At 72.7% G+C, this 13,134-nt stretch carries 13 protein-coding genes; 8 read left to right on the forward strand and 5 right to left on the reverse strand.

The annotated features are described in order from the left end of the window. The first annotated feature begins 79 nt into the window (after positions 1–79). From MM438_RS00280 to MM438_RS00295, 4 genes are all read left to right on the forward strand, one after another. Positions 80–961: an ABC transporter ATP-binding protein gene (locus MM438_RS00280; RefSeq protein WP_241449255.1), complete on the forward strand. Its 882-nt coding sequence runs from the start codon at positions 80–82 to the stop codon at positions 959–961. Further along, entirely contained in the window at positions 958–2,217 is a 1,260-nt protein-coding gene (locus MM438_RS00285; RefSeq protein WP_241449256.1) for an ABC transporter permease, read from the forward strand. Before MM438_RS00280 ends, MM438_RS00285 begins: the two co-directional genes overlap by 4 nt. Positions 2,218–2,274: 57 nt before the next feature. Then, complete coding sequence (gene pheA / locus MM438_RS00290) at positions 2,275–3,210, forward strand: prephenate dehydratase (RefSeq protein WP_241449257.1); 936 nt, start codon at positions 2,275–2,277, stop codon at positions 3,208–3,210. A gap of 119 nt (positions 3,211–3,329) precedes the next feature. After that, the gene (locus MM438_RS00295) at positions 3,330–4,019 is read left to right on the forward strand and encodes a Type 1 glutamine amidotransferase-like domain-containing protein (protein ID WP_241449258.1); all 690 of its coding nucleotides are present in this window, start codon (positions 3,330–3,332) and stop codon (positions 4,017–4,019) included. 77 nt (positions 4,020–4,096) lie between these two features. Here the strand turns inward: MM438_RS00295 and MM438_RS00300 are convergent, their stop codons facing one another. From MM438_RS00300 to MM438_RS00315, 4 genes are read right to left on the reverse strand one after another with little or no spacing between them, the layout of a single operon-like run. Next, positions 4,097–4,543, reverse strand: coding sequence for an SRPBCC family protein (locus MM438_RS00300; RefSeq protein WP_241449259.1), 447 nt, complete (start codon positions 4,541–4,543; stop codon positions 4,097–4,099). Further along, positions 4,540–5,274: a phosphatase PAP2 family protein gene (locus MM438_RS00305; protein WP_241449260.1), complete on the reverse strand. Its 735-nt coding sequence runs from the start codon at positions 5,272–5,274 to the stop codon at positions 4,540–4,542. Before MM438_RS00305 ends, MM438_RS00300 begins: the two co-directional genes overlap by 4 nt. Then, on the reverse strand, positions 5,274–6,080 hold the full coding sequence (locus tag MM438_RS00310; protein ID WP_241449261.1) for a phosphatase PAP2 family protein: 807 nt from the start codon (positions 6,078–6,080) through the stop codon (positions 5,274–5,276). The genes MM438_RS00305 and MM438_RS00310 overlap by 1 nt, the downstream gene beginning before the upstream one ends. A gap of 4 nt (positions 6,081–6,084) precedes the next feature. Next, a complete protein-coding gene (locus MM438_RS00315) occupies positions 6,085–7,305 on the reverse strand; it encodes a diacylglycerol/lipid kinase family protein (protein ID WP_241453214.1) in 1,221 nt (406 codons plus the stop codon). Between the two features lie 220 nt (positions 7,306–7,525). Between MM438_RS00315 and serS the strand changes: the two genes are divergently transcribed. The 4 genes from serS to MM438_RS00335 all read left to right on the forward strand — a co-directional run bounded on the left by serS (position 7,526) and on the right by MM438_RS00335 (position 12,259). Next, positions 7,526–8,860, forward strand: coding sequence for a serine--tRNA ligase (serS, locus tag MM438_RS00320; RefSeq protein WP_241449262.1), 1,335 nt, complete (start codon positions 7,526–7,528; stop codon positions 8,858–8,860). Next, positions 8,860–9,780: an HAD family hydrolase gene (locus MM438_RS00325; protein ID WP_407568227.1), complete on the forward strand. Its 921-nt coding sequence runs from the start codon at positions 8,860–8,862 to the stop codon at positions 9,778–9,780. The genes serS and MM438_RS00325 overlap by 1 nt, the downstream gene beginning before the upstream one ends. Positions 9,781–10,025: 245 nt before the next feature. After that, positions 10,026–11,453 carry a M15 family metallopeptidase gene (locus tag MM438_RS00330; RefSeq protein WP_241449263.1) on the forward strand — a complete coding sequence of 476 codons (1,428 nt, stop codon included), beginning with the start codon at positions 10,026–10,028 and terminating at the stop codon, positions 11,451–11,453. A gap of 5 nt (positions 11,454–11,458) precedes the next feature. Beyond that, complete coding sequence (locus tag MM438_RS00335) at positions 11,459–12,259, forward strand: hypothetical protein (RefSeq protein ID WP_241449264.1); 801 nt, start codon at positions 11,459–11,461, stop codon at positions 12,257–12,259. Positions 12,260–12,453: 194 nt separating this feature from the next. Here the strand turns inward: MM438_RS00335 and MM438_RS00340 are convergent, their stop codons facing one another. Next, on the reverse strand, positions 12,454–13,062 hold the full coding sequence (locus MM438_RS00340) for an LURP-one-related family protein (protein ID WP_241449265.1): 609 nt from the start codon (positions 13,060–13,062) through the stop codon (positions 12,454–12,456). Positions 13,063–13,134: the final 72 nt, after the last annotated feature.

Consider the following 13,134-nt stretch of genomic DNA (forward strand, 5'->3'; position numbering starts at 1 on the left):
CTAGGGTGGGCGGTGCGAGCAGGACGTATGCCGGGAAGGAGTCCCGGGGCCGCTCGCGCGAGCGATGACGGGGGCAGCGATGCTGGAGGTCCAGGGCCTGACACGCCGCTTCGACGAGCACGTGGCGGTCGACCACGTGTCGTTCGAGGTGCCGGCCGGGCAGCTGACGGGTTTCGTCGGGGGCAACGGCGCGGGCAAGACCACGACGATGCGGATGGTCATGGGTCTGCTGCAGATCCACGACGGCCGCGTGCTGTGGGACGGCCGCGAGATCACGACCGCCGACCGGCGGGCCTTCGGCTACATGCCGGAGGAGCGGGGGCTCTACCCCAAGCAGCCGATCGCCGAGCAGCTCGTCTACCTCGGGCGGCTGCACGGGATGTCGGCGGCCGAGGCGCGCCGCGCGGCCACCGAGCACCTGGAGCGCTTCGGCCTGGGTGACCGCGCCAAGGACAAGCTCGAGTCCCTGTCGCTGGGCAACCAGCAGCGCGTCCAGATCGCCGCGGCCGTGATGAGCCGCCCGATCGCCCTGATCCTCGACGAGCCCTTCTCCGGGCTGGACCCGACGAGCGTCGACGTGATGGTCGACCTGCTGCGCGAGCACACCCGCCACGGCGTGCCCGTGCTGTTCTCCAGCCACCAGCTTGACGTCGTCGACCGGATCTGCGACTCCCTCGTCGTGCTGAGCAGGGGCCGCGTCGTCGCCTCGGGCACCGCCGAGGCCCTGCGCGCCTCCGGGCCGCAGCGTTACCGGCTCGTCCTCGGGTCGGACGCCGGCTGGGTGCGCGAGGTCCCCGGCCTGCACGTCGTCGACGTCGACGGCCCCACCGCGCTGCTGGAGCTCACCGAGCCCGGCGCCGAGCGCACCCTGCTGACCGAGGCCCTGGCACGCGGGTCGGTCGTCGAGCTCGCCCGCGTGCGTCCCAGCCTGAGCGAGATCTACCGTGAGGTGACGGCATGAGCACGATCACGACCCCCGGCGTCCGCGACCCCCACGGCAGCCACCCCGCCGAACCCACCGGGGACGGTCCGGTCCGGCGCGAGTCCCCCGGCAACGCCTGGCAGCTCGTGGCGGCCCGCGAGATCGCCGTCAAGCTGCGCGACAAGAACTTCCTCATGGGCACCGTCGTGTCGATGCTGCTGATCCTGGGAATGATGGGCGTCAACGCCTTCCTCGCCGGCCGCACCTCCACCACCTCGGTCGCGGTCACCAGCGCCGAGGGCAGGCAGCTCGCCGACGCGGTCGGACGCGCCGTGCACGCGGGCGACGACAAGGCTCAGGTCACGGTCCGGCAGGTCGCCGACCAGGCCACCGCCGAGCGGGAGGTCGAGGACGGCGCCACCGACCTCGTCCTCTCCCAGGCCGGAGGCACCTGGCGCCTGGCCGGCAAGGAGCAGCCGGACGGCAAGGTCGCCGCCGCCGCCCGCGAGGTCCTCCAGCAGCAGGCCCTCGCTGCGACCGCGGCCAAGGCCGGCACCACCCCCGACGCGCTCGCCAAGGCCGGCGCCCTGCAGACCACTGCCCTCGACGACGGCGGCGACGAGCGCAAGATCAGCGGCATGATCGTCGGCTTCGTCTTCGCCTTCCTGTTCTACATGGCCGCGCTCATGTTCGGCATGCAGATCGCCCAGTCGGTCATCGAGGAGAAGCAGTCCCGCATCGTCGAGATCCTCGCCAGCGCCATCCCCACCCGCCAGCTCCTCGCCGGCAAGGTCCTCGGCAACACCGTCATCGCCGTCGGGCAGATCGTGATCTACGTCGGGCTGGCGCTCGTGGGGCTCGCCTTCACGCCATACAAGGAGATGCTCCCGGCCCTGTCCGGCTCGATGGCCTGGGGCCTGGTGTTCTTCCTCGTCGGCTTCCTCGGGCTCGCCTGCCTGTGGGCCGTCGCCGGCGCCCTCGCCACCCGCAACGAGGACCTGCAGCAGACCGCCACCCCGATGACCATGCTGCTCATGGCCGGCTTCTTCGCGACCTTCATGGCCAAGGGGATCTGGCTCAAGGTGCTGTCCTTCGTGCCGGTGCTGTCCACCATGCTCATGCCCGGCCGGGTCGCGTCGGGCGAGGCCGCCTGGTGGGAGCCGGTGCTCGCGCTCCTGCTCGCGCTCGCCTTCGCCACGGCGACCGTGCTGCTCGGCGAGCGGATGTATCGACGCTCCCTGATGCAGACCTCGTCTCGCATGACGTTCCGCCAGGCGCTCGCCGCCCAGGACTGAGCGACACTGCGCAGGGCCCGGCCAGGCGGTCGGGCCCTGCGGCGTGAGAGGGATGAGATGCGGTACGCCTACCTGGGACCCGAGGGCACCTTCACCGAGCAGGCCCTGCTGCAGCTGCCGTCCGCGTCGACGCCCGACGCCCGACGGGTGCCCTGCGCGACCGTGGACGCGGCACTCGCGGCGGTGCGGTCCGGGTCGGCGGACGCCGCGGTCGTCCCCATCGAGAACTCCGCCGAGGGGGGCGTCTCGGCCACCCTCGACGCGCTCGCCACCGGGGACCCGCTGGTGGTCGTCGGCGAGATGCTGGTGCCGATCACCTTCGTGCTGGCCGCCCCTCGCGGGACGGCGCTCGGCGAGGTCCGGGCCGTGGGCACCCACTCCCACGCCTGGGCGCAGGTCCGCGGGTGGATGGCGAAGCACCTGCCGCAGGCGTCCTACGTCCCGACGCTGTCGACGGCCGCTGCCGCTGCGGGCCTGGCCCCGGATCGGGCTGCGGCAGAGCCGAGTCCGTACGACGCAGCGGTCTGCGCCCCCCTCGCCGCGACGGTGCACGGGCTCGAGGTGCTCGCGAGCGACATCGGGGACGACGCCGGCGCGGTCACCCGCTTCGTCCTGGTCACCCGCCCCGGGGCGACGCCGCCCGCGACGGGAGCGGACAAGACGACCGTGGTGCTCTACCAGCGAGCCGACCACCCGGGCGGGCTGCTGGAGCTGCTCGAGCAGTTCGCCGCCCGCGGGGTCAACCTCACCCGCCTGGAGTCCCGCCCGACCGGGGAGGGGATGGGGCGCTACTGCTTCTCGGTCGACGTGGCGGGGCACGTCGCGGACGAGCGGGTGGGCGAGGCGCTGATGGGGCTGCGACGGGTCTGCGCCGACGTGCGCTTCCTGGGGTCCTACCCGCGCGCCGACCGGCTGCCGGCCACCGTGGCCGCGGGGACGCGGGACGACGACTTCGTGGCGGCGCGGGAGTGGCTGCGCTCGGTGCGGGGCTGAGCGGGCGACACGCCCGGCGGACTGCGCCACGTGCCCCTGGTGGCGCAGCCGGGGAGGGGTGAGGCGTCTCACCCGGCCTGACCGCGCGGCTCGCGACCGGCCTGACTAGGGTCGACGGTATGACGCACATCCTCTGCATGGGCGGCGGCGGCTTCTCCAAGGCGCCCGACGGGGCGGCCACGGCCCTCGACCGTCATGCCCTCGAGCTGACCGGCAAGTCCAACCCGCTGGTGTGCTTCGCGCCCACGGCCTCCGCAGACGACCCGCAGTACATCCACCGCTTCCTGACCGCGTTCGGCGGTCTCGGGGTGCAGACCATGGTCCTCACCCTCTGGCAGGACAGCCGCCACGCGCTGGAGCGCTTCGGCGACATCGACCTGCTCTACGTCGGTGGCGGCTCGACCGTCAACCTCATGGCCCTGTGGGACGCCCACGGGGTCAGCCAGGAGGTCCGCGACCTGCGGGCCGAGCGCGACGTGGTCTTCGCCGGGGTCAGCGCCGGCGCCAACGTGTGGTGCGAGGGGTGCACCACCGACTCCTTCGGCGGCATCGACCCCTGGCGCGGGGGTCTCGGCTTCGTGCGGGGCTCGTTCTCGCCGCACTTCGACTCCGAGGCGGACCGCGCCCCGCAGTTCCTGTCCTGGGTGCGCGAGGGCGACCTGCCCGTCGGCTGGGCCGCCGACGACGGCGCGGCCCTGCACGTCCTCGACGGCAAGGTCCAGGCCTGCCTCGCCGAGCGCGAGGGCGCCAAGGTCTACCGTGTGGACCGCACCGGCATCACCGCGCAGCCGATGACCAGGCTGGGCTGACCCCGCTCCACGACCCGGCCGTATGCCGGGGGCAGGGCGTGGCCCCCTCCCGCGGGAGAGGGCCACGCCCTGCCCCGTCATACCTGCAGGTGCTTGCGCAGTCCCGCCTCGCCCGCGCGCATCATGTGGACGTGGTTGAGCTCGAAGGCCGGTCGGGTCGCGGCGGGCAGCCGGGCCAGCCGGGGATGGGTGAGGTCGCACTCCTGGGACCAGCGGGCGGCCGTGGTGGTCTCGCCCTCCCAGGTCAGCTGCCACATCGCCCAGCCGGTGAGGTCACCCGTGAGCCCGACGCGGAGCACGCCCGAGTCCGGGTCCTCGACCTGGCGGGACAGCACCACGCGCAGCGCGACCGGCAGCCCGGACCGCAGGGTCATCCGGACCTCGTCGGGTCCGACCCGCTGGACCTGTCGCACCTGCGGCCACCACCGGTCGTAGCCGTCGACGTCCCGCAGGATCTCGAAGGCCGGGCGCAGCGGGAGCGGCACCTGCCACACCTGCTCGAACCGGTAGTGGTGGGCGGTCATGCCGAGTGCGCGTGCTCGGAGCGGGAGGTGCGGGCGTCGTCGCGGTGCCGCTCGTGGCGACGCAGCCACAGCCACGCCATGACCGTGCACAGGATGCCGTTGAGGAAGCCGACCGTGATGTCCACCGGCGAGTGCATGCCGCGGTAGAACCGGCCGAAGGCCACGAGCAGCGGGACGATCACGCAGATCGTCTGCACCACGCGGCGCAGGACCGGGTTGGTGATGCGGTGCGCCATCAGCGCGAAGGTGAGATAGAGCGCGGTCGCGGCGCCCACGTGCCCGCTGGGGAAGCTGGAGGTGGGCGGGGCCGGGTCCAGCTTGGTGACGTCGGGACGCGGACGGCCCGTCAGCTCGGTCGCCGCCACGAACACGCTGGCCTGCAGGGCGATGGCGATGCCGGGGATGACGGCATACCACCACTCCTTGGTGCGCCACCACACGAGGGCGACGACGATCAGGCACAGACCGATGACGTACTCCGTGTTGCCGATGGTGGACCAGACGTGCGTGATCGAGTTCCACAGCGGGGTGCGGGCCTGCTCGATGTCCTTGCTCAGCGGCGCCTCGGCGGTGCGCACGCCGAGCAGCGGGCCCATCAGGAGCTTGCCGAAGCCGAGGATCGCGAGGAACAGCACGAACGCCGGGGCGAGGGCGCGCACCGCGAGGTCCTTGAAGGCCTCGCCCGCGCGGGGGCGGGTGCGATCGAGGTCATATCGGAGGAGGAAGGGCATCAGCGGCTCCGCTGCTCGGGCCCGGGGGCGGTCTGCCCGGGGGCGGGATGGGTGGTGGGACGAGCGTGGGCGCTCGGGTCGGGCTCGCTCGGGTCGGGCGTGCTCGGGTCGGTGGGGTCGGCGGGGTTGGCCGGGACGCCGGGCTCGAGGTGGTGGGGACGCACGAAGCCGCGCCAGGAGCCGTAGACCAGGGCTGCGGCCAGCACCAGGCCGGCGGTCACGTCCGAGGGATAGTGCACCCCCAGGAAGACGCGGTCGAGCAGGATCGACACGGTGACGGCGGCGGCCACCAGGCAGGCCGCGACCCGCGCCGCCGCGGTGCGCAGCAGCGGCCAGAGCAGCACCACCAGGGTGATGCAGATGGCGGAGGTGTTGGCGGCATGCCCCGACGGGAAGCTGTAGCCCGGCGCGGTCGACACCGGGTCGTCGACGATCGGACGGGCGCGCTGGACCAGGAGCTTGGCCTGCAGGAAGAGGTTCCAGCCGACCATCATGGTGACCCAGGCCCACAGCGAGCGGGCGGCCATCCCCTTGGCCCGCCAGGTCCACAGGCACACCAGGGTCGCTGCGACATACGCCCGCCAGGGCTGCCAGATCTCCTGCCAGACCACGAGGGCCGACCGCAGCTGCGGGTGCGAACGGGTGTGGTCCGTCGCCCGCCTGATGATCTCCGTGTCCAGGTGGATCAGCGGCTCGAAGCGCTGCTGCACGAGCACCGCGAGCGCCACGACGGGCAGGCTGAGCAGGACCGAGGTCAGGACGGCGTTGCCGAGGCGCTTGAGGTGATGACGCTGGAGGCGGTGCAATCGATCACTCCCGTCCGGAGTCGTGCTGGCCCGCCGCGACCGGCGTGGCGCCGGTGTCGGGGGTGGCGTCGGCCACACGCACGCTCAGGGCCAGGGGCACGACGGTCGCGCGCATGCCGGTGCGCTCGCCGATCGTGTCGCCGTCCAGCTGGACCTGCACGGGCTGGTCCGATCGCACCGAGATGGTCCGCGTCGTGTGGTGGGTCACCCGGTGGTGGCCCTTGCGCTGGGCGGTGATGAGCCGCAGCGCGACCGCGCCCCAGCCGATCCCGCCGTCGGGCGACAGGACGAGGGCGTCCAGGCGGCCGTCGTCGACCTGCGCCTCCGGCATGAGCGCCAGGCCCTGGATCTTGCCGCAGTTGCCGACGATGACGCTGCGGGTGCGTCGGGTGAAGCGTTCGGTGTCCGTCTCGACGCGGGCCTTGAACTGCGAGCCCCACAGGTGCTTCAGCCCCGAGACGATGTACGCCGGCCAACCCATCGCAGCCTTCAGGCCCTCGGGGGCGTCGGCCATGATGTCCGCGTCGAAGCCCATGCCCGCCATGACGAGGAAGTACATCTCCTCGGGGCCGGAGTCCTCCGGCGGGATGCTGTCGGCGTCGGTCTGCTCGTCGTCGACCTCGTGCTCGTCGTCCTGCGGGGCCGGGTCCACGGTCAGCACCCCCACGTCGATGGTGCGGACCTCGCCGGTGAGCGCGATGACGAGCGCGTCGCGCAGCGAGTCGACGGGCAGGTCGAGGTTGCGGGCCAGCAGGTTGCCGGTGCCGCCGGGCAGCAGCCCCATCGGGACCGGGTCGCCCGCAGCGGTGAGCTCGCTGCCGACCGTGCGCACGGTGCCGTCGCCGCCCAGCGGGCAGATGACCTCGACGCCGGCGTCGATGGCTTCCTTGGTCTGCCCGGAGCCCGGGTCGTTCTCGGTGGTCTCCAGCCACAACGGCTCGTCCCAGCCGAGCTCCTGGCAGACCTCGGTCACCTCGGCACGGACCGCGTCCACGTCGTCGAACTTGGTGGGGTTGACGATGACGGCGGCGCGGGGGAGACGTGGCTCGGGCTCCGGGAGGGGCTCGGGCTCCGGCTCGAGCCAGGGCTCCTGCCCGGGGACCGGGGCGGGTTCGACGGGCGCGAACCCCGGCTCGACGGGCGGCCGGCGGTCGCTCCCCCGGCGGGAGAGCACGACGAGGAGGGCCGCCAGCACGACGACCACGACGATGATCCACACCCACATGTCTGGCACGACGGTGACCGTACCCAGAGGGTCAAGCCTGCCTACCTGGTTTGGTCTGATCGGAGCCTGTTCGTGACCTGGCGTCTCCCTCGCGCTCGCAGCTCAGCTTCTTCTCGGCCTACCTCCGCGTCGCCTCATGGCCATCAGGTGTGCATCTCGCCGTCGCAGACGGCCGTCATACCAGGTGGAGGGTGGCCGGACCGCCCACTAGGCTCGGCCCGTGATCGACATCAAGCTCCTGCGCGAGGACCCCGAGCGGGTCCGGGCGTCGCAAAAGGCCCGTGGCGAGGACCCCACCCTCGTCGACCAGATCCTCGACCTCGACCGGCGCCGACGCTCGGCGCAGTCCGAGTTCGAGCAGCTGCGGGCGGAGCAGAAGGCCGTCTCCAAGGACGTGGGCGGCCTCATGGGCCGCGCGCAGAAGGCCACGAAGGCCGGCGCCGCCGACGCCGACGAGCTGATGGCGCAGGCCCAGGCCGCGCGCAGCCGGGCCGCCGAGCTGAGCGACCAGGTCAAGGAGCTCGAGCAGGCGGCCGACGAGGCGGCCCGCGAGATGGAGACCATCGCCTTGCGCGTGGGCAATGTCGTCGTCGACGGGGTCCCGACCGGTGGCGAGGAGGACTTCGCGCTCGTCGAGGAGGTCGGGACGCCGCGGGACTTCGTGGCCGAGGGCTTCGCGCCCAAGGACCACGTCGACCTCGGGCTCGGCCTGGGGATCATGGACCTGGAGCGCGGCGCCAAGGTCGCGGGCAGCCGGTTCTACTACCTCGTGGGTGACGGCGCCCGGCTGGAGTACGCCCTCATGGGGCTCGCCCAGCAGGTCGCGAACGACGAGGGCTTCGTGCCCCTCGTCGTCCCCAACCTCGTCAAGGGCCACACCATGGCGGGTGCCGGCTTCCTGGACAGCCACGCCGACGAGGTCTACCAGCTGCCCGCCGACGAGCTCTACCTCACCGGCACGTCGGAGGTGGGCCTCGCGGGCTACCACCTGGACGAGATCGTCGACCTGAGCGCCGGTCCGCTGCGCTACACCGCGACCTCGACGTGCTACCGCCGCGAGGCAGGCAGCCACGGCAAGGACACCAAGGGGATCTTCCGGGTCCACCAGTTCCAGAAGACCGAGATGTTCGTCTACTGCCGCCCCGAGGACGCCGAGGCCGAGCACGCCAACCTGCTGCGCATCGAGCGGCGGATGCTCGACGCGCTCGAGCTGCCCTATCGCGTGATCGACGTGGCGGCGGGTGACCTCGGCGGGCCGGCGGCGCGCAAGTTCGACTGCGAGGCGTGGGTGCCCAGCCAGGAGCGCTATCGCGAGCTGACCTCGACGTCCAACTGCACGACCTTCCAGGCGCGGCGGCTCGGGATCCGCGAGCGCGACCCGCAGGGCAACGGCACCCGCATCGTCGCCACGCTCAACGGCACCATGCTCACCAACACCCGCCCGATGGTCGCGCTGCTCGAGAACCACCAGCAGGCCGACGGATCCGTGCGGGTGCCCGCGGCGCTGCGGCCCTGGCTGGGCGGGCGCGAGGTCCTCGAGCCGGTGTCCCGCTGATGCCGGGCGCCGGGCGCGAGACGGGCGGCCCGCAGGCCGCCGACGAGACGGTGACCTCCGTGGCCGACCAGGGCTCGGCGCCGGTCGGCGAGGTCGACGACGAGGTGGTGGACTCCCGGCGGGGCCGTCGTCCGCGGATGGTCTGCCTGGACATCGACGGCACCACCATCAACCACGCGGGCGATATGTCCGACGCGGTGCGGGAGGCCGTGCAGGACGTCGCCGCGGCCGGGGTCCACGTGGTCATGGCCACCGGGCGCGCCTGCGTGGCGACCATGCCGATCATCCGGCGGCTCGGGATCTCGCGTGGGCGGGCGGTGTGCTCCAACGGCGCCGTCACCCTCAAGCTCGACCCCGAGCGCAAGAAGGGCTACAAGTTCACCGAGGTCGTGACCTTCGAGCCCGGACCGTCCCTGGAGCTGCTGCGCGCCAAGATCCCCGACGCCCTGGTCGCGGTCGAGGAGCTCGGCAAGGGATTCAAGGTCAACGAGCCCTTCCCCGAGGGCGAGCTCGACGGCAAGATCCGCGTGGTCGGGTGGGACGAGCTCATCGCCACCCCGGCCACCCGCGTCACGCTGCGCCAGCCCGACGTGCCCGTGGAGGACTTCCTGCGCAAGGTGCACTCGGTCGGGCTGCACGGGGTGTCGTATGCCGTGGGCTTCTCGGCCTGGCTCGACATCAACCCCGAGGGCGTCTCCAAGGCCTCGGCGCTGGAGCTGGTGCGCCGCAAGCTGGGCGTCGACCCGCGTGACACGGTGGCCTGCGGCGACCAGCGCAACGACCTGGAGATGCTGTCCTGGGCTGCCCGCGGGGTGGCCATGGGCAACGCGCCCGACGAGGTCAAGGCCGTCGCCGACGAGGTGACCGGGCACGTCGACGACGACGGTCTCGTGCCGGTGCTGCGCTCGCTGATCGCCTGATCCCACGCCCACGCCCACGCCCTTCGGCCGGACCGCCTCGACTCGTTGCGCCTTCTTGGGGCCAGGCTGGCCCCGTGGCACGTTCAAAGAGGGGCCTAAACGTACTCAACGGGGCCAGCCTGGCCTCGGAGCGTCGGTCCCTGGTTGTGGGAATCGACCCGCCCCTACGGTCACGTGCAGTAGCGTTTAACTACTGATAGTGACCTATGGGAGGTGTCGTGCACACGACCGGGTTACGGGTGGCCATGGCGACGTTGCTCGCCTGGGCGTTGCTGACGCCTGCCGGAGCTGCCCTGGCGGACCCCGACGCCCACACGGACGGCCGGGTGGCGGCGTCCACGACACGACCCGCTGCGGGCGCGGCTGCGACGACTGCCGACCCGGCCCCTCCCGCCGCGACATCCGTCCCCGACCCGGTCCGGTCCGCGGAGACGTCGACGGACCCGATCCAGGGCGAGCCGCCTTCCGGCATACGGACCTCCACCGGGACCGCCCCCGTAGACCCGACCTCCTCGGCCACCCTGAGCCCGCGTCGGCCCGTCGGTCAGGCGCTGCGGCTCCAGGTCGGCTGCGAGAGCTGCTCCTGGCCCTTCTCCTGGGTCGCGGGGGTGGGCCGGACCCGGCTCACCGGTCTCACGCTGCCTTCCCGTCCTGGGGCGACGGTCACCATCCGGCGTCTGCTGCCGGGACAGACCGCCTGGTCCAACGTCGGCTACGTCGCCGCCGACGGACTGGGCCGGTTCGCCTGGGTCGGCCCGATGACCCCGCCGGGCACCGTCACCTACCAGGCCACCATGGCCGCGGGCGGCACCTCTCCCGTCGAGCGCCGCACCGTGGTGAATCCCGCCGTCACGCTCGCCGTCCCAGCCACCCTCGACACCCTCCTCGACCCGAGGCTGAGCGGGGTCGTCGCGCCGCGGTTCCCCGGCATACCGGTCCGCACCGAGGTCCTCGTGGGAGGCGTATGGCGCAGCGCCGCCACCCGCGCCTCGGCGAGCGGGGGAGCCTGGGCGATGCCGCTGGCCTACGGCCGGGGCGTGGCGGGCTCGTTCACCGTCCGCGCCGCGATCACCCTGCCCGGTGGCAGGGTCGTCGCCAGCCCCGCGCGGGTGGTCCGCCGAGCCGCCGTCCTCCGACCCGTCGTGCGGGGCACCGTCCGGTCGGACGTGCCGGTGACCTACCGCACCGGGTGCCCGGTCGGCCCGTCCCGCCTCAGCACGATCGACATGAACCACTGGGGCTTCGACGGCCGGGTCCACCGCGGGCGGCTGGTGATCCGCACCGGCAACGTGACGCCGATCCTGCGGGCCTTCCAGGTGGCCTTCGACGGACGCTTCCCGATACGGGAGATGCGTGACGCGAGCGTCTACGGGGGCAACGACGTGATCTCCATGGAGCACGACAACACCAATGCCTTCAACTGCCGCCGCGTCACCGGCAATCCCTACCGGATGTCCCCGCACACCTACGGCACGTCGATCGACATCAACACCGTCGAGAACCCCTACCGCATCCCGTCCGGCGTGTGGCTGCCTCGCAACGGCGCTGCCTACGTCGCCCGATCGCCATACCGCGCAGGCATGCTCACGCCCGGCCACCCCTTCACCCGGGCGTTGCAGGGCAACGGCTTCACCTGGCTGAGCGGATTCGACTGGCAGCACTTCCAGCGATGAGCCGTATGTCGGGGAAGGGCCTCCTCGTGCCCGCGGTGGTCGTGGCGGGGTGGGCTCTCGCGGGGTGCTCGGGCTCTGCCGGGCAGGCGGCGCGCTCGGCATCGGTGGTGACACCGATCGCCCCCTCCCGGACCGTGGCCGCCGGGTCGAGCGGGGCGGCGTCGCCGGGACCGTCGGGCTCCACGAGCACGGCAGGTGCTCAGGTCACCGGCACGGAAGCGCCGGTCGTCGAGTCGCGGCTCAGCGAGCCGCCCGTCGTCGAGCCCCCCAGACCCACGGCGCCGGCTCCCACGACGGCCGGCGCGCTGGACCCCCGTGCGCTGCCTATGCCATCGGGGTGGCGCACCCAGGTCGGGGACGGTGCAGACGGCGGGTACATCCCCAACGGCAGCTGGGTCAACGCCCGGGACGCGCGCTCGACGGCCAGCGAGATCCTGGCCCTGGGGTGCAGCGAGGTCCCGGTGGGGTGGCCGGTGCCCATGGCGGCGCTGGAGGGCAGCTATGTCGGGCCGGCCGGTGCGCCGGGGACGTCGGTGGCCCTGGAGCTCGCGTCGGCCGCGGACGCCGCACGCTTCCTGGAGGTCCACCGTGAGCAGGGGCGGTCATGCGTGCCGCCGGCCTACGAGGAGATAGACACCTCGACCGACAGACTCGTGGATCGCCGTGTCCTCGAGGGGGATCCGACACCGTGGCTGGAGGTCGTCGGCATCCGCGATCGGCAGGTGACCTTCCTCATGCTCCAGGAGCGGGCCGGGACCCTGACGACGGCGCAGGTCGACGCCCTGGTGGCAAGCATCACCCGCTGAACGATCCCCGTTGTGGAGGTGGACCCACCTCCACGCCCCTGCCCGCTCGTCCCATGAGGGCCAGGCTGGCCCCGTGGCACGTTCAAAGAGGGGCCTAAACGTACTCAACGGGGCCAGCCTGGCCCGGGGTGGCGCGGGGTGTGGCGGGGCCCGGTGCGGCGCGGTGCGAGGCGGGGGCCCGGGGTGGCGCGCGGTCAGCGGGCCTGGAGGGCGTCCAGCGCCACGGCCATCGCGGCCGCGCAGCGCCAGTCGAGCTGCCACCCGTTCGCGGCGGTGGGCAGCTCCACGACATACCGGTCGCGCACCGAGATCTTGCGCTCGACGCCGAGCACCGGGGTGCCGTCGTTGGCGGTGAAGTCGAAGTGGTAGACCCACGGGATCGGGAGCTCGTCGAGCACGGGGAGGATCTCGAAGAGCCGGCGGGCCAGCGCCACGCCCTGGTTGCGCTCGGTGCCGGTCGACTCGAGCCCGTCGGCGGTGCCGAGGTGCCAGGTGGAGCGCAGCAGCGACTTCGCGAAGTCCTTGCGGAACCACCCGAGCGCCTGCCCCTGCGCGTCGGTGATGTCGTAGGTCGCGGCCAGGTCGATCCGCTGCCGCGCCCGGAACGAGAACACCGGCTGCGTCTTGGCCTCGTCGGCGTAGAACGTCACCTGCTCCTTGAAGGCGAACCGCTTCTGCTGTGCGAACGCCAGCAGCGCCCCCTCGTTGCCCGCGTCGTCGAGCTCACGGATCTCGTAGCGGTTGACCAGCATCGTGATGCGCTGGCGGACGGCGAATCGGCGGGGGCGCGGCTGGGTGCTCATGGGGCCATGCTGTCACCACGCGAGGGTCGTATGGCGGCAGGCTCGGCGCCCCACCCGCCATACGGCCGTGCC

The organism is Arsenicicoccus dermatophilus, assembly GCF_022568795.1.
Classification (GTDB): Bacteria; Actinomycetota; Actinomycetes; order Actinomycetales; family Dermatophilaceae; genus Arsenicicoccus; species Arsenicicoccus dermatophilus.